Annotated in this window: 26 protein-coding genes and 1 other annotated feature; of the genes, 5 read left to right on the top strand and 21 right to left on the bottom strand. The window is 30.7% G+C overall.

Annotated features, from left to right (window positions below; translation table 11 throughout):
* Nucleotides 1–216: 216 nt before the first annotated feature.
* Nucleotides 217–471, bottom strand: a complete 255-nt coding sequence (locus OCU55_RS12630; protein ID WP_261852668.1) for a hypothetical protein — start codon at nt 469–471, stop codon at nt 217–219.
* Nucleotides 472–849: 378 nt separating this feature from the next.
* On the opposite strand from OCU55_RS12630, the gene OCU55_RS12635 reads away from it, so the two are divergent.
* Together OCU55_RS12635 and OCU55_RS12640 are read left to right on the top strand one after the other, a co-directional pair.
* The gene (locus OCU55_RS12635) at nt 850–1,569 is read left to right on the top strand and encodes a polysaccharide deacetylase family protein (RefSeq protein WP_261852669.1); all 720 of its coding nucleotides are present in this window, start codon (nt 850–852) and stop codon (nt 1,567–1,569) included.
* A 180-nt stretch (nt 1,570–1,749) separates the two neighbouring features.
* On the top strand, nt 1,750–2,253 hold the full coding sequence (locus OCU55_RS12640; protein ID WP_261852670.1) for an amidase domain-containing protein: 504 nt from the start codon (nt 1,750–1,752) through the stop codon (nt 2,251–2,253).
* 257 nt (nt 2,254–2,510) lie between these two features.
* Here the strand turns inward: OCU55_RS12640 and OCU55_RS12645 are convergent, their stop codons facing one another.
* The 3 genes from OCU55_RS12645 to OCU55_RS12655 form a co-directional block, all read right to left on the bottom strand.
* A complete protein-coding gene (locus tag OCU55_RS12645) occupies nt 2,511–3,074 on the bottom strand; it encodes an N-acetylmuramoyl-L-alanine amidase (RefSeq protein ID WP_261852671.1) in 564 nt (187 codons plus the stop codon).
* A gap of 149 nt (nt 3,075–3,223) precedes the next feature.
* A complete protein-coding gene (locus OCU55_RS12650) occupies nt 3,224–3,781 on the bottom strand; it encodes a hemerythrin domain-containing protein (RefSeq protein WP_261852672.1) in 558 nt (185 codons plus the stop codon).
* Nucleotides 3,782–3,792: 11 nt separating this feature from the next.
* On the bottom strand, nt 3,793–4,434 hold the full coding sequence (locus tag OCU55_RS12655; protein WP_261852673.1) for a hypothetical protein: 642 nt from the start codon (nt 4,432–4,434) through the stop codon (nt 3,793–3,795).
* Between the two features lie 366 nt (nt 4,435–4,800).
* On the opposite strand from OCU55_RS12655, the gene OCU55_RS12660 reads away from it, so the two are divergent.
* Together OCU55_RS12660 and OCU55_RS12665 are read left to right on the top strand one after the other, a co-directional pair.
* The gene (locus OCU55_RS12660) at nt 4,801–5,733 is read left to right on the top strand and encodes a polysaccharide deacetylase family protein (RefSeq protein ID WP_261852674.1); all 933 of its coding nucleotides are present in this window, start codon (nt 4,801–4,803) and stop codon (nt 5,731–5,733) included.
* A 323-nt stretch (nt 5,734–6,056) separates the two neighbouring features.
* On the top strand, nt 6,057–6,359 hold the full coding sequence (locus tag OCU55_RS12665) for a hypothetical protein (protein WP_261852675.1): 303 nt from the start codon (nt 6,057–6,059) through the stop codon (nt 6,357–6,359).
* 169 nt (nt 6,360–6,528) lie between these two features.
* Here OCU55_RS12665 and OCU55_RS12670 read toward each other — a convergent pair whose 3' ends face one another.
* The 12 genes from OCU55_RS12670 to OCU55_RS12725 all read right to left on the bottom strand — a co-directional run bounded on the left by OCU55_RS12670 (nt 6,529) and on the right by OCU55_RS12725 (nt 19,369).
* Nucleotides 6,529–7,047, bottom strand: coding sequence for a tryptophan transporter (locus OCU55_RS12670; RefSeq protein ID WP_261852676.1), 519 nt, complete (start codon nt 7,045–7,047; stop codon nt 6,529–6,531).
* 142 nt (nt 7,048–7,189) lie between these two features.
* Nucleotides 7,190–7,425, bottom strand: a binding site (T-box leader).
* A gap of 47 nt (nt 7,426–7,472) precedes the next feature.
* On the bottom strand, nt 7,473–8,855 hold the full coding sequence (locus OCU55_RS12675; protein ID WP_261852677.1) for an MATE family efflux transporter: 1,383 nt from the start codon (nt 8,853–8,855) through the stop codon (nt 7,473–7,475).
* Between the two features lie 301 nt (nt 8,856–9,156).
* Entirely contained in the window at nt 9,157–11,034 is a 1,878-nt protein-coding gene (locus OCU55_RS12680; protein WP_261852678.1) for a bifunctional diguanylate cyclase/phosphodiesterase, read from the bottom strand.
* A gap of 37 nt (nt 11,035–11,071) precedes the next feature.
* Nucleotides 11,072–11,212: a hypothetical protein gene (locus tag OCU55_RS12685; RefSeq protein WP_261852679.1), complete on the bottom strand. Its 141-nt coding sequence runs from the start codon at nt 11,210–11,212 to the stop codon at nt 11,072–11,074.
* A 254-nt stretch (nt 11,213–11,466) separates the two neighbouring features.
* A complete protein-coding gene (locus OCU55_RS12690) occupies nt 11,467–11,658 on the bottom strand; it encodes a DUF4250 domain-containing protein (RefSeq protein ID WP_261852680.1) in 192 nt (63 codons plus the stop codon).
* Between the two features lie 777 nt (nt 11,659–12,435).
* Complete coding sequence (locus tag OCU55_RS12695; protein WP_280923799.1) at nt 12,436–12,918, bottom strand: GAF domain-containing protein; 483 nt, start codon at nt 12,916–12,918, stop codon at nt 12,436–12,438.
* A 169-nt stretch (nt 12,919–13,087) separates the two neighbouring features.
* Entirely contained in the window at nt 13,088–14,110 is a 1,023-nt protein-coding gene (add, locus tag OCU55_RS12700; RefSeq protein WP_261852681.1) for an adenosine deaminase, read from the bottom strand.
* Between the two features lie 17 nt (nt 14,111–14,127).
* Nucleotides 14,128–15,495, bottom strand: coding sequence for a sensor histidine kinase (locus OCU55_RS12705; RefSeq protein WP_261852682.1), 1,368 nt, complete (start codon nt 15,493–15,495; stop codon nt 14,128–14,130).
* Nucleotides 15,496–15,514: 19 nt separating this feature from the next.
* Nucleotides 15,515–16,177, bottom strand: coding sequence for a response regulator transcription factor (locus OCU55_RS12710; RefSeq protein ID WP_261852683.1), 663 nt, complete (start codon nt 16,175–16,177; stop codon nt 15,515–15,517).
* Between the two features lie 193 nt (nt 16,178–16,370).
* Complete coding sequence (gene hydF, locus OCU55_RS12715; protein ID WP_261852684.1) at nt 16,371–17,606, bottom strand: [FeFe] hydrogenase H-cluster maturation GTPase HydF; 1,236 nt, start codon at nt 17,604–17,606, stop codon at nt 16,371–16,373.
* Nucleotides 17,607–17,620: 14 nt separating this feature from the next.
* Nucleotides 17,621–19,018: an aspartate ammonia-lyase gene (locus tag OCU55_RS12720; protein WP_261852685.1), complete on the bottom strand. Its 1,398-nt coding sequence runs from the start codon at nt 19,016–19,018 to the stop codon at nt 17,621–17,623.
* A 12-nt stretch (nt 19,019–19,030) separates the two neighbouring features.
* Nucleotides 19,031–19,369, bottom strand: a complete 339-nt coding sequence (locus tag OCU55_RS12725; RefSeq protein WP_261852686.1) for a winged helix-turn-helix transcriptional regulator — start codon at nt 19,367–19,369, stop codon at nt 19,031–19,033.
* Nucleotides 19,370–19,697: 328 nt separating this feature from the next.
* Between OCU55_RS12725 and OCU55_RS12730 the strand changes: the two genes are divergently transcribed.
* On the top strand, nt 19,698–20,348 hold the full coding sequence (locus tag OCU55_RS12730) for a flavodoxin family protein (protein ID WP_261852687.1): 651 nt from the start codon (nt 19,698–19,700) through the stop codon (nt 20,346–20,348).
* A gap of 300 nt (nt 20,349–20,648) precedes the next feature.
* On the opposite strand, the gene nudC is transcribed toward OCU55_RS12730, so the two are convergent.
* From nudC to rhaA, 5 genes are all read right to left on the bottom strand, one after another.
* Nucleotides 20,649–21,467: an NAD(+) diphosphatase gene (gene nudC / locus OCU55_RS12735; RefSeq protein WP_261852688.1), complete on the bottom strand. Its 819-nt coding sequence runs from the start codon at nt 21,465–21,467 to the stop codon at nt 20,649–20,651.
* Between the two features lie 143 nt (nt 21,468–21,610).
* Nucleotides 21,611–21,847: a hypothetical protein gene (locus OCU55_RS12740; protein ID WP_261852689.1), complete on the bottom strand. Its 237-nt coding sequence runs from the start codon at nt 21,845–21,847 to the stop codon at nt 21,611–21,613.
* Nucleotides 21,848–22,134: 287 nt separating this feature from the next.
* On the bottom strand, nt 22,135–23,295 hold the full coding sequence (fucO, locus tag OCU55_RS12745; RefSeq protein WP_261852690.1) for a lactaldehyde reductase: 1,161 nt from the start codon (nt 23,293–23,295) through the stop codon (nt 22,135–22,137).
* A gap of 61 nt (nt 23,296–23,356) precedes the next feature.
* Nucleotides 23,357–24,175: a rhamnulose-1-phosphate aldolase gene (gene rhaD / locus OCU55_RS12750; RefSeq protein WP_261852691.1), complete on the bottom strand. Its 819-nt coding sequence runs from the start codon at nt 24,173–24,175 to the stop codon at nt 23,357–23,359.
* Nucleotides 24,176–24,183: 8 nt separating this feature from the next.
* Nucleotides 24,184–25,440, bottom strand: a complete 1,257-nt coding sequence (rhaA, locus tag OCU55_RS12755; RefSeq protein ID WP_261852692.1) for an L-rhamnose isomerase — start codon at nt 25,438–25,440, stop codon at nt 24,184–24,186.
* Nucleotides 25,441–25,584: the final 144 nt, after the last annotated feature.

The raw sequence follows: 25,584 nt of genomic DNA on the forward strand, positions 1-25,584 counted from the left end.
CTTTGAGCACTAAAAAATTGGCGTTTATGAAACAAAACTAACAGAGAGATCAGGTTGGTTTTTGCTGTATAACCTAAAAAGCTATGTTAAACATTTATAATTACTTGTTTTAGCTATTTTGAAGTGTCTATATTTTTATTCAGTAAAAAAGCACCCTGTTGTTCAAGATGCTTTTAAAATTCATATTCAATATCAGAGTATATTACATTAACACAATTATAATTCTTCATAATCCACATCTACAACTTTGCCACCTGTAGAATTAGTTTTGACATGATCGTTTAAGTTTTGCTTTATTGGATTATCTTTTTTATGTTTATTTCTTGAAGAAAACATACTGCTATTTTTTATAGTTTTATATAACCATACTGCAAATACTACAAGCAATATTACAGGCAATAGGAGTTTAAATAGCATCACTGCTCCTATTATTATTGCAATGACAACCAAAATCTTCACTATACTTTCCATTATTAAAACTTGATACCTCTTCTCCTAATATACATATGCACATATAAATTAAACACTTAATATTTAAAATATAAAATACCCATTTAAAAATATTAATTTCGGCATCATGTATTTATTTTTATTCCTATTTAAATGATTTACAAAATTCACTGAATCCTTGTATTGATTTTATTATATCATTTATTAATCAAAAATCCATGAACAAATTGTAAATTATAATTATAGTTACTGTATAACACAGTACTCAATACCGTTTTATGCAAACTCTTCCAAACTGGATTGTATTTCCTAATAAAAAAGACAATATTTTTTCCCGTATTTGAAATAATAAAAAAGATGAAAATAAATAATTAGTAAAAATCTCTAGGAGGCGATTATATGAGGCATACTACTCGAATTGCATTTTGTATCCTCTTATCATTAATTTTATTTAATTTAAGTTTTGTTAATGTCTTTGCATACGAAGAAACTTCGAATGATCAAAAAGTGGTTTATTTAACATTTGATGATGGACCTAGTGGAAAATTAAATAATAAAGTTTTAGATATTTTAAAAGAAAAAAATGTTCACGCTACATTCTTTCTTATCGGCAATATGATTAAAGGTCAAGAACCACTAGTAAAAAGAATGGTTGATGAAGGAAATGCAGTAGGTCTTCATACTTATAGTCATGAAAAAGATAAGATTTATAGAAGCAATCAAAGCTTCGTGGATGAAATGTTGTTAACTCAACAAATAATTTATGACGTTACAGGAGTAAAAACAACTATAATACGATTTCCATTTGGCTGTAACAACAATTCTTATAAATTAACTACGGCAATGGTAGATACCCTTCACAGTAGCAATTTTAAAATCTATGATTGGAATGTAGATTCAACTGACGGAATGAATCCTAGCTTAGCACCATATAAGATTTTTTCTAGAGCAAAAAGTGATAAAAATCCAGCTGTAGTACTTATGCATTGTGGTTATCTAAATAAAAACACTGCTGCTGCTCTGCCAGAAATAATAGATTATTATAAAAGCAATGGATATGAATTTAAGGTAATAACTGAAGATACCCCTGAGGTATATAGATTAAGTAAACATAGATAATTATTACTTGTATATAGAAATTATATAGATATTTATGTATACATATCATTTTATGGCCTTCTCAATAATTATATTGAAAAGGCCGTAAAATATAAATTGTAAATAAATTAGATATTTAGTATAGTACATTTTATTTAGATTTGAATATTATGATCATATAACAATTTTTATGGATGAATTATGTATTATAATAATATAGCTGCCGTATCCTACGCTACTCAATATGCTTTATCCCCCAATAGCAAGTTTGTATACATGAAACCATCTGGTAAGATAGGTGGTGATTGTGCAAGCTTCTTATCACAATGTTTATTAGCTGGTGGTTCAAGAATGCAGTACAGTAATTTACCATGGTTTTATCAATCTATATCTTCATCACCTTACTATAAGTGCTCTATAAACTGGTCTGTAGCAAGTTCTCTCTATTGGTTTTTAATGAATAATTCTACAAAAAGCAATTACGGACCAAAAGGAAGATTATTAAAAGATATTTCAGAATTAACATTGGGTGATTTAATTTTCTTTCAAAACTCAAGCAAGAAGATATTTCACGGGTCCCTAGTAACCTCATTTGATGGTGAAGGCATACCTTTAATATCACAACATACCTATAATGGTTTAAACGTCCATATCAGAAGCGAGTATTTTAAAGATACAATCTACTATGTTAGAATATTTATATAAACCTTAAAGATTAGAACTCTTAGATATAGTAAAAAAGTTACTGAAACGAACTTCTTCAGTAAGTTTTTTTTGCGCATCTGCTTTTCCAGATGTATTATGTAGAAATATACAGACGACGTATTCTTCCTTTTTTTAAACTCGTATTATGTTTTAAGTCTGTTACTCATAATTATCCGCAGATCTAACTTAATTATGACTGGTCTAAAGGACAAAAAAGAAAGCTATGGTTACCATAGCTTCATTTTTATACCCATAGCTTATCCACTTTCCGATGGTTCTTTACTTGATTCTGCTTCTCCAGCTATCGCTTTTACTATAGCTTTTGCAATTGTGTACGGATCATATCTTTCCATATCTTCCTCTGAATCAATATAACAACATTCTATTAACACACACGGCATATTTGTGTATTTTGTTACGTATAGGTTACTGTTTTTCACTCCTCTATTTACATATCCAAGCTTAGAAATTTCCTCACAGATTTTATAAGCAAACTTTTCCGATCTCCCTCCAAGTTCACTCACCCAGCATTCTACTCCTCTTCCACCTCCCTCATTAAAATGAATAGAAAGATGCAGTGATGAATTACTTTCGTTTGCAAGTCTAACTCTATATCCTTTAGAAGCACCAGCAGAATTAAAACTTTTCTGCCAAGGTGTACAATCCTTAGTCCTATACCCTAATTCTTGAAGGTTTTTCATTATAAGATTCCACACAGCCTTTGTGCAGCTATCTTCAAGTCTTATTCCCTTAGCACCAACATCTGGATAACAGTTATGCCCAGCATCTCCACTAATAGTAGAACCTTTTGCAATTCGCATTCTATCACCACCTAAAATTTTATTCTATATATATCCATACTATGCTTAATTTTTATAAAGGTAACTATTATTGTTTAAAAACCATTGACACTCATTTACAGAAAGAAAAGAACTACCAGATAACTTTAAGTCATTCTGGTAGCTCTTTTTTATGCCAAGTATTTTTTTTCTAGATTATTTAATGAATCTAAGTACTTATCTTGTATCCCACTATTATTTGCATTTACTTCAAAATCTTCACAATTCTTATTTATTGAAGCAAGAGTTTCACCTGAAAGATTATTTTTCGCAAATTTATATACAATCTTATCTTCTTTATCGATATGTCTATCTAATAAATTAGCATATGATATAGCATTTGCTATGACATCAAGTTTCGCTTCTTCTTCTCCACCTAAAACCTTTTTTATAGCTTCATCCAGACTATTTATGAAGAACCTTCCTTGATCATGCTCAACCAACATTCCAAACTGGATTGTCTTCTTTATAGCTTCATTTAGCTCCTCTTGCATCTTGTTGAATAAAAATTGTTCTTCTTTACCATGATGATGTTTATCAGCATAATTTCTTATAAAGTCTATCATTAAATATAAATCATCATAAGAAGCATCTGTACCTTTAAGCACTTTAAAACAAAAACTTCTTACCACCTTTAGCATTCTTTTTATGTTCTTATGTTCTTCCATCATTAATTCGATTGAATCCATTTGATCACATCCTAGCCTACTAATTTTATAATTCTTGTTCCATTGTCAGTTATTCTATATTCAAAATTACTATTTAATTCTTTTACGAATTCTTTAATCCAATTATCTCTTAATCTATAGAATAATCCTACATCTCCATTTTCTCTATCCCAATATTGATAATGAATGCATTGTGTGGCTATCCATTCAATTCTTTCTTCATTATTAGTAACAACTTCATTTACCCTATCACAAGGCATTCCTTCTAATATATAGTCATTCATTGCAGTGTAAATTTCTGCAGGTGTTTGTGGCAAACCTTTTTCTGTCTTATACTCTCCAGCTGCAACCTTTCCTTGTTCAGAAAACACTTGAACCATATCATTTACTAATAAACTATCTTTTTCAAGAAGTTTAGTTACCCAAGCAGCCTGTCTTGATTCAGCAGCACTTATTTTACCTTGAAGCCATCCGTGAATATTGCTAGTATCAATTATATCTTCTAAAGGCCTATCTTCCACAGGAGCTCCGTACTTTGCATAAATTTCATTTCTTAAATCTTCTATATCTATCCCTTTTTGTTCAGCTAACTTAACTAAACTTTCTTCTAACCCCTCAAACCATTCTATCTTATTAAATAACCAATAATGTATCTTTCCTAAAAATAAACTCATTTTAATATCACCTCGTATAAATTTGTATAATGTATATTTTTTAAGTTTGAATAAGCTTTACTATTCTTCACACTTATTTAAAGTACAATAAGTATTTTTAACATCTTTTATATTATTTATTTAACAATTTCATTTTATAATAAAATCTATAAAATAACGGTAACAAAAGTTACAGTATTAAAAATTTGATTTTAGTGATTTTGTTTTAATTTTGTAATTTATTTTTATTAATTTGTAAATAAATGACTAAATTTAGCATTTATAATTATTATGCAAGCCTATTTGAAAAACTAAGTAACAAATCTATGTTATGATATAACATAAGTTAGAACAAATAAAGAGCACTAAATTGGAGGGACAAAATAATTGCATAAATCAAAAAAATTAAAGCCTAAAAATATCCTATTAATTTTAATAATAGCATTTACATTAATATCAATAGTTTTTCTTCACATTAACGATGTTAATAATAGATCTAAATTATCTCCTCCAGCAATTTCAGAATCCGGGAACATTCCCCCTAGTGATGACATTATTAATCATGTAAAAGAGCATGCTGTAAATACAGATTCTAATGAGAATCCTAAAGATCATAATTTAGAAAAGCCACCAATAAATCACGGTAAAAATGGTTTTGATGCCTCTATTATACAAGATTTCTTATTGAAAAACAAAATTAAGTCAGATGGTAAAAAGATAGCTTTTCTAACATTTGATGATGGACCTTCTTTAGAAGTTACCCCTAGAATTTTAAAAACACTTAATGAAAATAGTATCAAAGCTACATTTTTCGTTGTTGGCAATCAGTTAGATGCACATCCAGAATCAAGAAAATTACTTATGGATGAGTATATGCAAGGTAACTCTATAGGAAATCATACTTATAGTCATAATCCCGACAAGCTATACCCTAAAAAAAATGTAGATGCTAAGTTCTTCATAGAAGATTTAGAGAAAAATAATACAACCCTTAAAAGTGTACTTGGTGATAATTTCCATACTAGAATAATTAGGTTTCCTGGTGGTCATAGAACTTGGAACAAAACTGCTGAAGTAGACCATATCCTAAAAAAGCAGGGATATATATTTTTAGATTGGAATGCAATGACAAGTGATGCTGAGGGAAATCCTAAAACAAAGCAAGAACTTATAAACAGATATAAACATACCTTTAAAGATCAAGATAAATTAGTAATTTTAATGCATGACTCTGAAGATAAGAGTACTACTGCTGACGCTTTGCCTGATATAATTAATGATTTAAAAAGCAAAGGTTATGAATTTGAAACTCTAACTTAGCTATAACTTCATACCATTCCAACTCCAATCATTAAGTTATGCATACTAAAAGGATAGCTACACTATCTCTGAATATGCATAACTTAATTTTTTATTAAACTCTTCCTTTATACAAAAAGATTTATAATTTAACCCTTAATTTGATTATAATAAAAGTATTTTTATAATTATTGATAATAATATTATTGGATATAAAAACTTATTTGTTACAATCTACAAACTTGCTTTTAAATGAGTTTTTCTTTTAAAAAAACTGCTCAAATCCCAACATTCTGTGATATATTTGAGTAAAGAAGATTTTCTATTAAAAGGAGGATTTCTATATGTTAGTAAAATGTTCAAATAATACATTATGCAGTTCTTTAACTATAGGTAAAGAGTACTTAGTTATCGATGAAGGTGACAAGTATTACGTTATTTTAGACGATACTCAAAATGAAATAACTACAAAGAAAGATAGATTTACTGTTGTTGAAGACAGCGATCTAGCTAAAAAAACTAAAGCCACAATAACTGAGTTAAACTATCAATTAACCAATGATTTTTCTGATATCAAAGATTTTAAAATCAGAAAAAACAGTAAAGGTGAAATTAAAGAAATAATAGTAAAGTTTAAATACGAATAGTCTTTCTATTTATATTTGAACTTTTCGTTAAAACTTATTATTTAAACCTTTTCACAAATCTCGAATAATATAAGGAAGTAATATTGAAATTATATGCTTCCTTATGCAGTAAAAGATAGGTTGTGTTTAATCACAGCCTATCTTTTTATACTTTTTTATTTAATTATACTTACATCATATCTGTCCTATTATACATTTTATATGAACTAGCTACTATTCTATAGAGTATCAATCCAACAATCAAATTCAATATCATTGCTGGCACTACTGCTGCCATAAATAAAGCTGTAAAACTTCCTGGCAACCCCACAATAATTGACGCTGACTCTAAAAATATAAGTCCACTTATGAGCGTACCTATAGGTAGAACTATTCCCATAGTTAAAGTATCTTTTACTCTTCCTTTTAAGCCCCTTAATATAAGGAAAACTAGGTTTGCAGTTACTATTTTATCTATCATATTTGGTATCTGTCCACCAGGAAATTTAGTTGTCATAGCTGTGAAAATACCTATGATTATTCCAGCTATGAAAGCAGTCTTATAATCATCATTTATCATCAGAATTATAAATAGCATAGTAAGCGCAAAGTCAGGCTGAATAGGCAACCCAAGTGCTGGTGTAATCTGATGAAGCAATGCCCCAATTGCTAAAAGTATGGCGTTTATTATCATTTTTCTTGTTTTCATTATAAAATACCCCCTGATTTATTATTATATTTGTTCTGTAGTCAAAATTATTATACTCATTACTTCACTTCATCAAATTCACCTCCCTAGCTCTTATTACAGTTCTACCTGTTTTTAAAGAATAAAAAAACTCCATCCTAAAAAATAGGACGGAGTATATCCGCGGTGCCACCTAAGTTACCAATAAAGGCCTCTCATTATCAGGTACAATCATACCTTCTCTGCTATAACGTGCAGAACACGACATCAACTACTCTCAAAAGATTTCGTATCGTTCCTCAAAGGCCCATTCACCGGATATCCATGTACTGCTTCTCATCAAATGCAGCTTTCTGTAACACTTTTATTCCTGCTACTATCCCTTATCAAAGGATTCGTTATTTAAATATATTATAATTCCATCTCCAACTACTGTCAATACCTAATCAATCAATTTTTAATTTTTCTAAGACCCTTAATTCCTTTCTTTTAGGAACTAATACAACTGCTGTAAATATTCCTGTAAGAATTATTCCCTTTAATATACTGCTTATGCTTATACTCCACCAAACTCCATTAAGCCCTAGCATGTTCGGAGCCGAAAGAATAATTGCTAAAGGAATTCTTGCACCAGTTAAGACAATACCGGTTATTGATGGATATATGGTCTTACCTAATCCGTTAAAAGCTCCACTTGTTGTTATTTCAATACACATAAATAATTGTGAATATCCAAGAATTCTTAAATACATTTTTCCTAAGCTAATAGCTTCAGCTTCTGGTATAAATACTCCAAATATAGCCTTTCCACCAAATACTAGTAATAAAGTTGCAAAAAAACCTATAGCAGATGCAAGAAGCATTGTGGCAAAATAACCTTTAAATATCCTATCCCACTTTTTAGCCCCAAAGTTTTGTCCAACAAAAGCACTTAATGCAGTAGATAAGCCCCCTGCAGTCATCCAAGATATTGCTTCTATTTGAGCCCCTACTTTTTGAACAGCTATTGCAGTTGATCCATATACCGCTATTATTCTAGCAATAAACATCGCAAATATTGAGAATAACCCATTTTGCATCGCTACTGGTAATCCTAATCTAAGTATCTTTTTAATTGAGTTTATATCAAGTTTTTCAAATAGTTTAATCTTTAAAAATGCATCTTTTCTATTCTTAAGTGCATAAAGAAAAAGTAAAGTCACCACCATCTGAGCCGTAACTGTAGAAATAGCTGCTCCAGTTACCCCCATCTCAGGTACTGGCCCTAATCCAAATATAAGTATAGGATCTAAAACCATATTGTATACTAACCCTACAGTGTTTATCAAAAAAGGAATCTTGCTCTCTCCTGATGCATTAAAAATCCCTGTTAGAATAGGATTAACAAAAGTAAATACCATTCCTAAGGATGATATTATCAAAAATATATCTGCCATATGTATAACATCACTATCTCCTAGCTTAAAAAAATCTATTAATGGCTTTCTTAATAAAATAAGTATAACTCCATACAAAACAGCTATTATTAAGTTTAATTTTATACTGTTATTTATGATTTTTTTTGCTTCACTATTCTCATTTTTCCCTAAAGCTTGTGCTACACCCACCTCTGCTCCAGTCTTTGATATAAGAACTAATGAATTTCCAAACCAAGAAAAAAATCCAGCTGTTCCAACTGCAGCTACAGCTTTACTGCCATAATTCCCAAGCCAAAGCATGTCTGTCATATTATAAGCCATCTGAATAAATGAAGTGCCCATTATAGGTAGCGAAAGCTGTATTAATGTCTTAACTATATTACCTTCTGTAAGTGTTATTCTTTTCTTCATTGTTACCTCCTTTTAATATAAGGTTCTACGCACCTCACTTACAATTATTTAAAAATTAATCAGTTAACCATCTCTAGATTATTCAAGCAAAAAAGTCATTGAAACGATCTTCATCAATGAACTTCTTTACGCACCTGCCTTTCCAAATGTATATGAGAAAAAATTGGCAGACGAATTCATTTTGTTTTTTACTGTATCACATAAAATACTAAGTTAGATCTTTGAAATTTATTAGGCTTTGCACATTGAAATTTTTATACTTTCCATACAGTAAAAAAGTTTAGGAACTCATTCCTAAACCTTATGCAACAATATATCTTTCTTTCATAAGCTCAACAATCTTTTCATAGCTTTCTGGTTTACTATAGTAATACCCCTGAACAAAATCACAGAAAATACTCCTTAAGTAATCAACTTGATTTTTGTATTCTACACCTTCAGCCACAACCTTAATACCTAATTTATGGGATAGCTGTATTATGTTTTCTACTATATACTGACTTTTCAAGTTACCACCAAGTTCAGAGACGAAACTTCTATCTATTTTTAGCACATCAATAGGTAACTTGGTAAGATAATTAAGTGAAGAATATCCAGTACCAAAGTCATCCAATGCAATACTGAATCCTAACCCCTTTAGGAAAGCTAGTATCTTTATATTTCTATCAAAAGATTTCATTAGCAAACTTTCTGTTATTTCAATCTCTATATACTTTGGTTCTATATTATATTTTTCAGTTAACTTTTTGAATGACTCAATTATATTATCATCTCTAAGTTGTATTTCCGATAAATTAAGCGCTAACTTAAAATCATCATGCCCTTTTTCAAGCAAATCTTTGCACTTCTTACACACTTCTTCAATCACAAAAAATCCTATTGGTATTATAAGCCTTGTATTTTCAGCTACTGGTATAAATTCTACTGGACTTACCATTCCAAGCTCTTCGTTCTTCCATCTTATAAGAGCTTCAAAACCCATTATCTTAGAATCATCAAGAACTACTTTAGGTTGAAATTGAACATATAATTCCTTCTTTTCTAGTGCAGTTCTTAATCCTTTTTCTAAAGTATAAAATCTATTTTGTTCACGAGATATTTGATCATCAAAAAATTGATAAATATTTTTACCATTTCCTTTAGCTTTGTACATAGCAACATCTGCATTTCGAAGTAATGATTTATAATCAATAGCATCATCTGGAAAAACTGTAATCCCTATGCTTGCTGTAGTAAATATCATTTCATTCATCAGATTTTTAGTATTATTAAATACATCAATTATCTCTTTTGCAACTGCTTTAACATCCTTTAAATCATCTATATCTTGCATAAAAATTACAAACTCATCTCCACCAAATCTACATAATAAGTCGCCTCTTTGACTTACAATGTCTTTTAATGCTTGAGCTATAATTTTTAATATATCATCTCCGTAATCATGACCAAAAACATCATTTATATACTTAAAATTATCTAAATCTATTAAGATTAATGCTGCTTTATTTTGATTAACCTTATTTTCCTTAAGATACTTATTTATAAGTACTTTAAGATAATTCCTATTATGTAGTCCTGTAACTGAATCGTAGTAACTCATATAACTAATTTTAAGTTCTTTTTCCTTTTTATCAGTTAAATCACACATTGATCCATATAACCACGTTGCTTTTCCTAAATTATCTCTTATGATCTTTGCCTTAATATTTAGCCATTTTATAGTTTCATCGTCGGCAACTATTCTATATTCAGTTTCATAATGATTAGCATTTATATCTTCAACGGTATCTAATAAATTCTTTCTTGATAAAGCCCTATCCCCTTCATGAATTATCGATAACCAATCTTTTTCATAACTAAAAATATTATTATCATTAATACTTACAATTTCTTTAATTTTTTCACTGAAATGAATCTCATCTTTAAGTATATTCCATTGAAATATTATATCTCTAGTGCCTTCAATTGCAACATTATACTTTTCTTCCTCTTCTTGAAGCTGCTTATTTAAACCTACTAGCATATTTTTTTCTTTATCTAGTTTTAACAACACCATAAATAAGAAGGATATAATTGCTAAATCAAATACAAATCCTACTATTTTCAGACTTGCAATATTCATTGTTATCATTGCTATGACTGAAATAGCATAACCCAAAATGTATATATTCTTTTTCAAGTAATTACCTCCAAATTTATGTATAGTATTAAGTAACTTATTGATTATCTTTTGTTTTATTTAAAGTTTCTCCTGCTTCGAAATTTTCATCTTCTATGCAATTATTTTTGTCGTTTACTAAAGTAGCTATTAATGTTATTGAAGCAGCTGCTAATAATAACAATTTTCCTTTTTTCATCAAGAATAATCTCCTTTACGTTAACTTACTTATAGATTATTATATTAGAAATTATTGCTGTTGGAAACATATTTATTCATATTAATTATTTTTTTTACATTATATTTTATATTTATCAATAAAATTTATGACTTTATATGGAAATATTGGAACTTTTAACATAACTTATAGATTTATTTAGCATCTCTTTTTTTCAACAAGTCAAATTTATACATAGCACTTGTAGCTTAGTTCTATTTTAGTCATTAGCAAATTTATCTAATAAACTGATTATTTTCTTGCTGATATTCGTATCCTACAGATAATAATTTATCAACTAATACATTTTGGGATATGTCCATGTCTTCACATAAAACCTCTAAATTACTATAAAAATCTCTTAATTTCATATTTATTATACTTAATAATATGAAAGCATCCATACTCTTAATTTGTTCGTCATCCATATTTCTTCTCTCCTCCATTATATTCTAATTTTGTTTATCGAAACTTATCTATTGATATGCTAGTATACTTCTTAACTCTGTCTTAATATTACCATACTATTATTTCCCAAGAAATTGTATACAGCGGAATGTATACTTATTTTATTTGCTGTTGTTTTAAAGTATTCTGTATCGAAACTTATCCCGGCTTATGGGCACTTTCGTGCATGTATAAATTAATAGTTGAGCTAGGAACTCCATGAGGATTTATAACTTCAAATCATTAATCTAGTAATTCTTAATGAAAACGAGCTATTTTTATATAAATAAAAGCTTTGAAGTCTTCCCTAGATTTAATTTTACTATACTTTCTTTATATATGGTACACATATAAATTCTAAATACAATATGAAATCGACTTATAATTATTGTAACTTATTTGCGTATTTCACAATATAATATATTATCTCAGGAAAAATAACTTATGATAAGGGGAGAAATATTATAAGTTATAAAGGCTTTCTAGATAAAATCTATGATTTTGGATAAGGACTTTAACTAGAAAGACAAAGTCTCTAACAGATTAGCAGAAATCTTTCTAACAAGATTAATTCTCCCTATCCAAAATCAGCGTTAAGAAAAGGCCTTAGTAGTATTACACTTTTAACCTCTTCTAACTATATGCCTGATTAAATATTCGTCCTTTGTGTTGTTAGATTGAGAAATCAATCTAGCAAAAGACCTCCAACAAATGTTGGAGGTCTTTTGCTAGATTCATCTCTTTTTCTAATTCCAATATTATATATGTTTTTCGATTATCTCTACCGCTTCTCTAAGATATTTCTCTTCTAGTTCTCCAAATCTACCTTTGTTTGGAGAATCAAGGTCTAATACTCCAAATACTTCTCCATCTTTAATTATCGGAAGTACAATTTCTGAACTTGAAGCACTATCACAGGCTATATGACCTGGAAACTCATGAACATCTTCTACACGCAAAACAGTTTTTTCTTGTGCAGCGGTTCCACATACTCCGCTTCCTACTTTAATTCTATAACAAGCTGGTAACCCTTGAAATGGCCCGAGTACTAACTCTCCATCTCTCATAATATAGAATCCAGCCCAATTACAATCGTCCATATAGAACTTTATAAGTGCAGAAATATTTGAAAGGTTTGCAATCAAATCAGTTTCTGTCTCAAGTTGATCTCTTACTCCCCACACCATAAACTTGTAGTTTTCTTCTCTATTTGTGTCTGATGCTACTCTTATTTCTTCCATTTATTATGCCCCCATCGTCTTGTTTATTTATTGAAACTAACTTTTTGAAATTATAACATAGTGTCTTTTTTAGTACAAGTTACTTTTAATCACTAATATCACGATAAGTAAATTAGATCTAATTTAGTATTTTTGAAGATTACATAGCTTCGCCACTTTGTTAATTACCCTAGTCTTTTGCATTTCCTATATATAAAAGCTTTTGTCTTAGTTTATCTTTTGTACCTTCATCACAAAATGCAAAGCTTATTGCATTTTCTATTGTATTAATTACTTCTGAATCAGTTAATCTAAAATTACTTATTATCTTGATATATTCATTAGTCAAAGTCGTATTTGAAACAGTATTGTTATCTGTATTTACTGTAACAATTAAATTTTTCTTAATATATTTATATATTGGGTGGTCTATAATTCTATCTACTATTCCTGTATTATAGTTACTAGTCACACAAACTTCCAAAGGAATATTTTTATCAAGCAAAATCTTCATGGTTTTTTCGCTTTTTATAGCCGCTGTACCATGACCAATTCTCTCTGCATGAAGTAACTCTATAGATTTATCTATATTTTCAAAGTTCCCAGTCTCACCTGCATGTATAGTTATATGAAAACCTAAGCTTTTAGCCTTATCAAATAATTCAACAAATTGGTCTGCAGGATACTTTTGTTCATCACCTGCTAGATCTATAGCAACTACTTTGCTACCTAAAAACTTTTTTGCAGCGTAGAGTTGCTCCTTATTTACTTCATAACTTTCATGCCTTAAAAGACATATAATTAAGTTAAATTCCACATCAAATTTTGCCTTACCTTCATTAGCTCCATCTATTACAGCCTGAATAACATCTTCCATCGCTAATCCATTTTTACAATGGAACCAAGGGGCGAATCTTATCTCTATATATTTTATATTTTCAGAATTACAATCTTCAATAAGTTCATATGCAATCCTTTTTAAATTTTCTTTACTTTGCATTACCGATATTGGAATCTCAAATTTTTTCAAATATTCTTCTAAGGAAACAGTTTTATCTAGTACTGCTATTTTATTTATAAACTCTTCTTTCTTGTCTTTTCCCATATATCCATCTTGTTTCATCAACTCAAGCATTGTGTTAGGTCTTACAGAACCATCTAAATGGCAATGTAGATGTATCTTAGGTAAAGATAATAATTTTTCAAGTTTCAAATAATCACCTTCTCTTATTAAACATTTTTTATATTAGCAATATAAAACGCCACTCCATTGTTTTCATTCTTAGCTTGTATATTGGCTCCATGACACTCGACTATCTCTTTTACTATGGATAGACCTAATCCGTATTTTCCATTTTTCCCCTTAGTGAAAGGTAGAAATAAATTTTCAAAATCCTTCTCATCTATTTCTTCACCATCATTGTATATTCTTATAGTATATTTGCCTTGTTCTATATATAGACTTACCTCAACCTTTTTCCTAGCATATCTTGATGCATTATCAAGCAAGTTTTCAAGTACAATAGTAAATTGCTCTTTATCTCCTAAAGTAAGTGCATCTTCTAATGTTTCTATATCCCATTGCAACTCCATATTATTGGCTTTTATTTTATAAAAAACATCAGAGATCACATCACATAGCGAGTATAATTGGTTTTTAACGGGTTTAGAATTTACATATTCAAGCTTAGAAAGTTGTAACAGATCCTTTATCCTCTTCTGAAGCATTATAGCTTCTTCATCTATAACTTTCATTGTCCCTTGAAGAGTTCCATTTGGATAAATTCCGTCCTCAACCGCTTGTACATAGTTCCTAATTACCATAACAGGTGTTTTTAATTCATGCGAAACCTGCTGAAGCATATTTTGTCTCCATTCATCTCTTTTTATAAGCTGGATTCTCATATCTTCAATACTTTCTGCTAACCTGCCAAGTTCATCTCCTCTTTCAAGTTTAAGTGAATCATACCAATCCTGTTTAGCTATTCTTTTTACTCTTCCTTCCAAAAATTTTATAGGTGCAGTTATATAATTGGAAAATGCCATAGATACCATTAAACTTATCATTATTGCAATGATTCCCCCAACTATTAGTTTCTCCGTAACATCCTTTACAAGTTTATTTCTATAGGTATCCATCATAAAAGATATTATATAGGAATCCTTTCCCTCGAAGTTAGTCTTTTTTATAACATAATATAATCTACCACTGCTGAGTTTATAATCATATCTCTTGCTAGTTTCAGTCTGAGTCATTGTTTCTTTTTCAATTATCTTCATAAGGTCATTGGTTAAAGAAGACCTAGAAAATCTCTTAATAATGTTTAGATTTTGATATGGATACACCACCTGAGTTACCGATCTTGTATCTTGAATCATACCTATGTTTTCAGCATTTATCTCTTCTAATTCTAGATTCTTATCTTTATTTTTTGACTGAAGAAAAGTATCTTGTGCTAATTCTATGGTTTTATAAGTTTCATCTGTAAAAAAGGAACTTATTGATATATTGAAGTACAGAACTAAACATATAAATACTCCAGCTATTATACCGGCACTCACAGCCCAAACTTGAAAGGTCAAAGATTTATTTTTCATAATACCCCCAAAATTATCACTAATTAAGTCTATAACCAAATCCATATACAGTCTCAATCCTAAGTTCTGGCATTCTTTTTCTAAGCCTTCTTACAAGATCATCCACAACCCTGTCACTTCCATAATAACTTTCTCCCCAAATCATATTTAATATATCATCTCTTGAAAAAGTTTTTTGTTTATTGTTTAAGAAAAGCATAAGAAGATCAAACTCCTTAGAACTAAGACCTACATCTTCGCCACCTTTTGTTATTATTCTTTTATCTGTTTCAATCAAATACCCATATAAATACTGACCACTTGATAGATCTAATTCTTTGTATGTTCTATCTAATAGTTTTTTTGTTCTTATAACTAATTCTCTAGGCATAAAAGGTTTAGCTAGGTAGTCATCACTACCCATCTCAAGTCCTACTATCCTATCAATATCTGCGTCTCTTGCCGATATAAAAATAACAGGAATATTTTTATTGTTAGCCTTAATTTCTTTTAAAACTGTAAATCCATCAACATCCGGCAACATTATATCTAAAATCCAAAGATGAGGATTCTCATATATAGATTCTATAGCATCTTCACCTTTTAAAAAGCTAGATACTTCGAAACCTTCTCTTACTAAATAAGAGCATAATACTGTATTTAGATTCTTATCATCCTCAACTAAGAATATCTTATAACTCATAATTCTTCACTCCTCTTAGGGATCTTGCTAATTTAATTATCATAATTATACTCTAATTATTACAAAAAAGTTAATATTTTTTACATTAATAATTTAAAATAAGTTTATATACCTAAAAGCCGAATAAGTTTTGTTTTTTTAAAGTAAAAAAATAGCCTAGCGATATTATATCACTTAAGCTATTTTTTTAATTCTAATCTAATTCTTCATATTCTAGTTTAGCCATTGGGAATGGCTCTAATGCTCTTTCTAATATTCCTTGAACATATGCTATTAACATTCCATAGTTTACTATTGGTACATTATACGCCTTGGCATCTTCTATTCTTGAGCACATTGCAGTTCTATTTAGCATACATCCACCACAGTGGACTATAAGTGAGTATTGCTTAACATCATCAGTAAATACTACGCCTGAAGAATATTCAAAGCTCAATTCTTTTCCTGTAAGCTGTCTAAGCCATCTAGGGATTTTTACTCTTGCTATATCATCCGCCTGTTTGTGATGAGTACATCCTTCTGATACTAGGATCTTATCTCCATCCTTTAGCTTCTTAATCGCTCTTATTCCTCTAACCATCTCTGCAAGATCACCTTTGTATCTAGCAAATAATATTGAGAAAGAAGTAAGCATTATATCTTTAGGGGTATCTGCCGAAACCTTTAGAAATACCTGCGAATCAGTTATAACTAGCTTTGGTTTCCTTCCTAGGCTATCTAGTGTTTGCCTTAATTCATGTTCCTTTGTAACCACAGCAATTGCATCACTTTCCAAAATATCTCTGATTGTCTGCTGTTGTGGCAGTATTAGTCTTCCTTTTGGGGCTGCTTTATCAATTGGTGTTACTAAGACAACTAAATCACCTGGATTTATGAGATCTCCAACTATTTTAAACCTATCTTCTTCCTGAGGCAAAAGGCTTATTATCTTGTTTTTTATTTCTTTTATTCCCTTATTTAGTGAAGCTGAAGCTGGAACCACTTGAATTGAAAGCTTCTTTGCCATTTCTTGAGCGGCTTCATCATAGGAAACCAATTGGTCAATTTTATTTAATACCCCTAAAACAGGAATATTCTTTTCTTTTATTAACTTGACTATATTTATGTCTTCTCCTGTAACACCAACAGCACCATCTACAACTATTAGCGCAACATCTGCTTTGTCTAAAACTTCAATAGTCTTTTTTATTCTAAGTTCTCCTAGTTCTCCTTGATCATCAAGCCCAGCTGTATCAATTATTACACATGGTCCAATTGGCAGTATCTCTATAGCTTTATAAACAGGATCCGTTGTGGTCCCCTTAACTTCTGATACTATAGAGATTTCTTGTTCTGTAATCGCATTTATAATACTTGATTTACCTGCATTTCTTCTTCCAAAAAGTGCTATATGTACTCGCTCTGAACGAGGTGTAGAATTTAAACTCATATAATCTTCTCTCCTTACTTTCCAGGTATACCTGGCTTTGTTAGCTCTAACGGGTTAAGTATTGCATCTACTTCTTCCTTAGTCAATATATTTTCTAGATAGATTGCTTCTCTTAAGGTTATTCCCAAAACTAATGCTTTTTTTGCAATTTCACTTGCTCTATCATAACCTATATGATGTATTAAAGCAGCTGTCATAGCTGTGGATTTCTCTAAATTTTCTCTGCAGACGTCCTTATTTACCTCAATACCTTCAATACATTTCTCTCTAAATATTATAACAGCTTTTTCTAATAACTCTAAGGATTCTAATAGATTTTCTGTTATAAGAGGAATGAAGGCATTAAGTTCAAGCTGTCCACTGGCCGCAGCAAAAGTTATTCCACTGTCATTTGAAACAACCCTCATAGCAACCTGTGCTATCATCTCTGGTATCACTGGATTAACCTTTCCAGGCATTATGGATGATCCTGGCTGTCTCATTGGAAGTATCAATTCCCCAACGCCCCCCTTAGGGCCAGAGCTTAAAAGTCTTAAATCGTTTGATATTTTCATTAAGTTAACAGCACAGGATTTTAAAAGACCTGACACTTCAACAAAAACATCAGCGTTTTGAGTAATATCCATAGGAAAATCAGAACGTGCGAGACCGAGCCCTGTAAGCTGCTGAAGCATATCAGTCATCATAAAAATATATTTATTTGTGGCATTTAATCCGGTACCGATTGCTGTTCCACCTATATTTGTCACTCTAAGTCTTTCTTCAACCTTATAAATTCTCCATCTATCTCTCTCTATAGCTTTTGCATAAGCACCAAACCCTTGCCCAACCATCATAGGTAGTGCATCCATAAGTTCTGTTCTACCAAGCTTTAATATATTTGCGAACTCATTCTCCTTTACTTGAAGAGATTCCTGTAAATTTGCTAATGCATCAGCTAATCTTCTTATCTTTCTTATAGCCGCAATTCTTAAAGCAGTTGGACATACATCATTTGTAGACTGAGACATATTTACGTGATTCAACGGATGAATCACATCATAGTTTCCCTTTTTTTCGCCTAATAGCTCTAAAGCTCTATTGGCTATAACCTCATTTACATTCATATTAGTAGAGGTTCCAGCACCACCTTGGAAGGCATTTATCTTAAAGCTATCATTATGCAAGCCTTCTGCAACTTCTTCTGCCGCACTAATTATAGCTTTTCCTTTTTCTTCATCTAGTCTTTTAAGCTTTGAATTCACTAACGCTGCTGCTTTTTTTATAATTGCAATTTCTTTCACATAATCTATATTGACGTACCTATCTCCAAGATTAAAGTTTTCCATAGCTCTTACAGTATTTATACCATAATACTTAGAATCATCTATATTTCTATCTCCTAGCATATCATGTTCTAATCTAACATCCATAACTCTGCTCCTTTACATTTCTACTTCCTTCACCATATTTTCTGCGCCCCACTTTGACATAATCTCAAGAACAGGAATAAGGCTTTTTCCTCTTTCTGTTAGAGAGTATTCCACCTTGGGAGGAACTTCGTTATACTGTTTTCTATTTATTATCTTATCTGACTCAAGCTCTTTAAGTTGTTGGCTCAATGTCTTATGCGCAATTGTTTGGAGTCTTTCTTTCAACTTGTTGTATCTAACTACTTCATGTCTATATATCTCCCATAGTATTATCCATTTCCACTTTCCCTCTAATACAGAAATGGTATAATACATTGGGCATTCCCCATATCTATCAATAAATTTATCCATGTTTCCCCCTTATAAGCATAATAGTCAGTTTGACTATATTCTATCTCAATACTTACTTTTTGTTAAGTATATAACAAATAAGTGCATACTTACTTCTTTTTATATTAGAATATATAATTTATTATATAAAGTCAATTTACTTGAAGTTTCTTCACTCTTATATTGGCTATTTATTTTCACTCATAAATACTTATTTGTTTATAAAAAAAATTTATGTAGTTTTGAAAATAGCTTTCAGATTGAGTAGTATATCTTTATTAACTTAAACTGAAAATTAATGTAATTAGTGAAGCTATAAGTTAAGTATTAGTTTAGAGGAGAGGTTAATATGAAAGTTATTGCTTTAAATGGTAGTCCAAGAAAAACTAAAAATACTGCTACTGTTCTAAAAGAGGCTCTTGAAGGAGCAAAAACGCAGGGTGCAGAGGTCGAACTTATCAATCTTTACGACTTAAACTATAAAGGTTGCATTAGCTGCTTTGCTTGCAAAAGAATCTGTGGTCAAAGCTACGGTAAATGTGCTGTTAAGGATGATTTACAGCCAGTGCTTAGAAAAATTGAGGAAGCAGATGCTCTAATATTAGGTTCACCAATATATTTGGGTGAAGTAACTGGTGAAATGAGATCATTCTTAGAAAGATTTCTATTTCAGTACTTAGCTTACGATACTGATCATTCATTCCACTTTAACAAAAAATTACCTATAGGATTAATTTACACAATGAATGTTCCAAGCCAGCATATGAGTGCAGTTGGATATGAGAGCAAGTTCAAAAATACTGAAGATATGATGAAAAGATTTTTTGGTGAAGCAGAATCATTATTTGTAAACGATACTTATCAGTTCGATGATTATTCAAAATACGTTTCTACAATGTTTGATGTAGATCATAAGATTAAAGTTAGAGATGAAGATTTTCCTAAAGATTTAAAGAAAGCTTTTGAATTAGGTATAAGATTGGTTCAACAAACTCTCTAAAAACGGCATTATACCTATATATTTATATAAATATATAATCATATGTTTATATCTTTATAAAAACATATATTTATATAAATCCGCATTCTCATATTTTAGAGTTCCTTTATACATGGTAAAAGTCACAGGTGCGTGATTTTCGAACAAGTATGGAACCCAATCATATGTTTTACTACTTAGAAAATACTTTTTAAAAGTATTTAACTCAAGTATTTCATAAACCGAAGACCATGTATACGTTAGGAATACCTTTACTTGTATACATGGTCTTTGGTTTTCATTTTATAAACAAACTATATTTTAGTCTTTATAAATAACTCCATCTATTATCTTTCTTGCAAGAGTAAACTTTTCAGGTATGTTTGGGAAATGATCTTTATCGAACCAATCAGCATATAATATCTCTTTTCCATCTACCTTTATATCACCAGATTCATATTCCGCAATGAAACCTAGCATTAAGGAATTCGGAAAAGACCAAGGCGCACTGTTATGGTATCTAACATTCTTTACCTTTATCCCAACTTCTTCTAACACTTCTCTTTTAACAGCACTTTCTAGGTCTTCGCCTGCTTCTACAAAACCAGCAATTAAGCTATACATGTTATTTTTAAAATTACTATTATGAGCAAGTAAAATCTGATCTCCTTTTATAACAGCAACTATTATAGCTGGGCATATCACAGGATACATTACATGATCACATTTTGGACATACCTTCGCAATTTCATCTTCTTTAGTTACCGTTTTTGCTCCACATTTTCCGCAGAACTTATTAGTTCTGTTCCAATGAAGTATTTGATTTGCTCTTCCTGCAGCAGAAAATAGGCATTCATTTACTGTGTTCGCAAAATCTCTTAGGGACATTAATTCAAACCCCTCAGATAGCTTAATTTCAGAATGAGTCTCTGTGGCAAAACAGCTAATCTCAGCAATTTCACCTATAAAGAACTGATCTTCATATTTTATGTTTATTGGCTTTATCTCCTTTAACAAAGGAATTTTTATTGAATTTTGTTCTATCTTGACTAATATATTTCCATTGTAAAAAACAAATACGAAATCATCATCTATGATTTTCTTAGTTACATCTGATAATATTTTAAAATACTGTTCCATTTTTAAATCCTTTCTTTGATGCGTTATACTTCAGTCTGGCAACCTTATATAGTTCCTCGTTCAACTATTAATTTATACATGCTAAAAGTCATAGGTGCATGATTTTCGGACATGCATAGCTTAAGTTTCCGTAATAGAACTCTTTAGTTACTTACTACCTTCTTATATTTAGAAAACTCATTCACTATATAAATAGGAAAAGCTATTCCTACAAATAAGAATATGATTGCACTCAATATTGTAAAATAAAGGTTTGCTATATGTTTCAACATATAAGTGTTGACAGGTAATATGATAAACATATAAAAAATAATAAGTTGATTTAAATCTTTTACTTTCTTACCTTTCTCTGAATTAACAAACTCAATAAACTTATCCATAATAGCTCTCCTAATTTAAAATTTTAATGCATATATTACTTCTCAACAGGATTTATATAACAAAACTAGCCTTTCAAATCCTTATACTTCATATAATTATACTGCTTATAATTGCGTATATCAATTTTTTTACACATCTGATTTTTAGAGCAAATGTGAATAAAATTGCAAACTAGTAGATATACTACAGTTGCTAGTTTTAGTCGATATAAATTTTTATGTTTTCTTACACAGAAATAGAAGAAACCAATGAGTCCAGCTGCTCATTGGTTCTTCTTAATTTTATTCTATTTAAAAGCCTTTTTATAGATTGCTAATATCTCTTCAACACTTGTATCTCTTGGATTTCCTGGAGTACAAACATCAGCATATGCCATTTTAGCAAGCTTTTCTAAATCTTCTTCCTTAGCTCCTATTTCAGCTAACTTTTGTGGTATACCAATACTCTTTGAAAGAGTAACTACTGCATCTACTGCTGCTTTTCTATACTCTTCTTGAGTCATAGAGTCTACATTTTCAACACCCATTTGACGAGCGATTTCTCTATACTTTTCTCCAGTAGCTGGTGCATTATATTCTATAACATATGGTAATAACAATGCATTAGCAACACCATGAGGAGTGTCATATACAGCTCCTAATTGATGAGCCATTGAATGAACTATTCCAAGCCCTACATTTGAAAATCCCATTCCAGCTATATATTGAGCTGTAGCCATTCCATCTCTAGCTTCAACATCATTACCGTTTTCTACTGCCTTTGGAAGGTTCTTAGCTATAAGTTCTATAGCCTTTAATTCAAACATATCAGTCATAACCCAAGCACCTTTAGTTGTATATCCTTCAATAGCATGAGTTAAAGCGTCCATTCCAGTTGCAGCTGTTAAGCCTTTAGGCATTGAAGTCATCATTTCTGGATCTATTACAGCAAGAACTGGGATATCCTTAGGATCTACGCAAACCATCTTCTTAACCGCTTCTTCATCTGTTATAACATAGTTTATAGTAACTTCTGCTGCAGTTCCAGCTGTTGTTGGTACTGCTATTATTGGAACTGATTTATTCTTAGTTGCCGCTACTCCTTCAAGAGACTTCACATCTGAGAATTCTGGATTGTTAGTTACGATACCGATTCCTTTAGCTGTATCTATTGAAGATCCTCCACCTATAGCTAGTATGAAGTCAGCTCCTGACTCTGCATAAGCCTTAACCCCTGTTAGAACGTTCTCTATTGTTGGATTTGGTTTTACATTATCATATATAACATAAGGAACACTTGCTTCTTCAAGAACTCTTGTAACCTTTTGAGCAACATTAAACTTTAATAGATCTTTATCAGTTACTACAAAGGCTTTCTTAAATTGTCTGTTCTTTGCTTCTTCTCCTATTACACTGATAGCACCTTGTCCGAAATAAGATGTTTCATTAAGAACTATACGATTTATCATAAAAATTCTCCTCCCAAAATATCATTTAAAAACAAAATTTATAATAATGTTATGGTTTTAATTATTGTAGATATTTTTCATCCAGTTCAACCTTAAAGTCTCTCGCTAAATCTCTAAAGTTATCTGAACTTATTGTTTGTTTCTTTCCACCCATAGATAATACTTTAACTAATATTTCAGCAGATTTTTCTACTGTATCCATAAGTCCGAAAGTAAGATCTAAATCTTCTCCTGAACAGAAGGTTCCATGATGAGCCCATATAACTATGTCATGTGACTTCATAAGTTCACCTGTAGCTTCAGCAATTTCTGCTCCACCAGGTACCATCCAAGGAACTATGCCAACTCCACTTGGGAATACCACTGGACACTCTGTAGCCATTTCCCATAACTCTCTTGTAAATACCGCTCCATCTAAAGGAAGTACAAAGGTTAATGCTATTAAATTTGTAGTATGTGAATGCATTATAACTCTATGTTTTCCATTTGTTGCAGCCTTCTTTATTGAGTGACTGTTAAGATGTGAAGGAAGTTCACTTGTTGGTCTATCACCATTTGTAAGTCCCCATACTATCTTATAGTTCTCACCTTTTTCATCTATCTTTATAAGACCAACGTTTTCTTCTAAGCAAACTGATATATTTCTTATGAACTTCCCGCTTCCTGTAACTAAGAAGTATTCATTTGCTAGATTTTCAACTTTAATTCCTATTGGAGTAAATTCTCTTGAATCATCTATATATTCCTGTACTCCATTAGTTTCTTCTTCTGTTAGTCTGTAAGTTATATTTCCACCGTTTCTTTCATGCCAGCCCTTAAGCCATGCATCGTTAGTTATCTTAGTAAATGTTTTTATAAAGTTCATATCTTGTAGTGCCATCATTATACCTACTTTCTTTCTGCTAGTATTGTTTTTTCATATTCTTTAACTTCATTTATCCATTCTTCTTTAACTGGAACATTGTTTAGTTCACAGTAGTAGTTCCATATGTCACCTAATGGATAAGTCTTTAACTCTTCCATTAATGCTAATCTTTCTGTGAAGTTTCCTTCCTCTTGAAGTCTTATTAACTCTTCGTGAGGTATTAACATTGCTGAAAGTAATGCCTTAAGCATATTGCGAGTCCCTATTACCCAAGCAGCTATACGGTTTATACTTGCATCAAAGAAATCTAGTCCTATTATTACTCTATCTAATGCATCGTTTCTTACTATTTCCTTAGCTATTTCTTTAAGTTCATCATCTAATATAACAACATGGTCACTATCCCAACGTACTGGACGACTTACATGAAGAGCAACTTTTTCAGAAAATAATAACATTGAAGATATCTTATCAGAAACCACTTCTGTTGGATGGTAGTGTCCTGTATCTAATAGTGATAAAAGTCCATTTTTAGCAGCATAGTTTATATAGAATTCACTTGAACCTACTGTATAAGATTCAGCACCTATTCCAAATACTTTTGACTCTACTGCGTCTAAGTTATACTTTGTATCTATTTTTTCAGCAAATATTTGATCTAAGGAATCCTTAAGTCTCTTTCTTGGTCCAAGTCTATCACTTGGTATATCCTTATATCCATCTGGAATCCAAAGGTTAGTTAAACAAGTTTGTCCAAGTTCCTTACCGAAGTATTCACCAATTTTTCTTGAACCAATTGCATGTCTTATCCAGAAATCTCTTACTTCTTTGTTTGGATGTGATAAAGTTAATCCATCGCTAGCCTTTGGATGAGAGAATATTGTTGGGTTAAAATCTAAACCTAACCCTCTTTCCTTAGCCCAGTTCACCCAGTTCTCGAAGTGTTCTGGCTTAAGCTCATCTCTTTCAATTGCCTCACCATTAGTTTCAGCATATATTGCATGTAAGTTAACCTTATGCTTTCCTGGTATTAAGCTTAACGCTTTGTCTAAATCTGCTCTTAACTCTTCAGGATTTGTTGCTCTGCCTGGATAGTTACCTGTAGCTTGTATACCACCTGATAGTGCATTTTGGCTTACTTCGAAACCAGTTACGTCATCACCTTGCCAGCAGTGTACTGAAACCTTAACCTTTTGAAGATCTTGTAATACTTTTTCTACATCGATACCAAACTTTGCATACTCTTGCTTTGCAACTTCATATTTTTCTTTTATATTCATGATAACTCTCCTTTTTCGTTATTAATTAATTCTTCATTTTCGCTAATCCATGCTTTTTATATTATCCCTAATACTTATAAACAGTTTTACAAATGATTATTTATATATAAACTGTACAATCATATATCCTTCAACTAATGCCTA

Origin of the sequence: Clostridium folliculivorans, assembly GCF_024341905.1 — a bacterium.
In the GTDB taxonomy this organism is placed as follows: domain Bacteria; phylum Bacillota; class Clostridia; order Clostridiales; family Clostridiaceae; genus Clostridium_AR; species Clostridium_AR folliculivorans.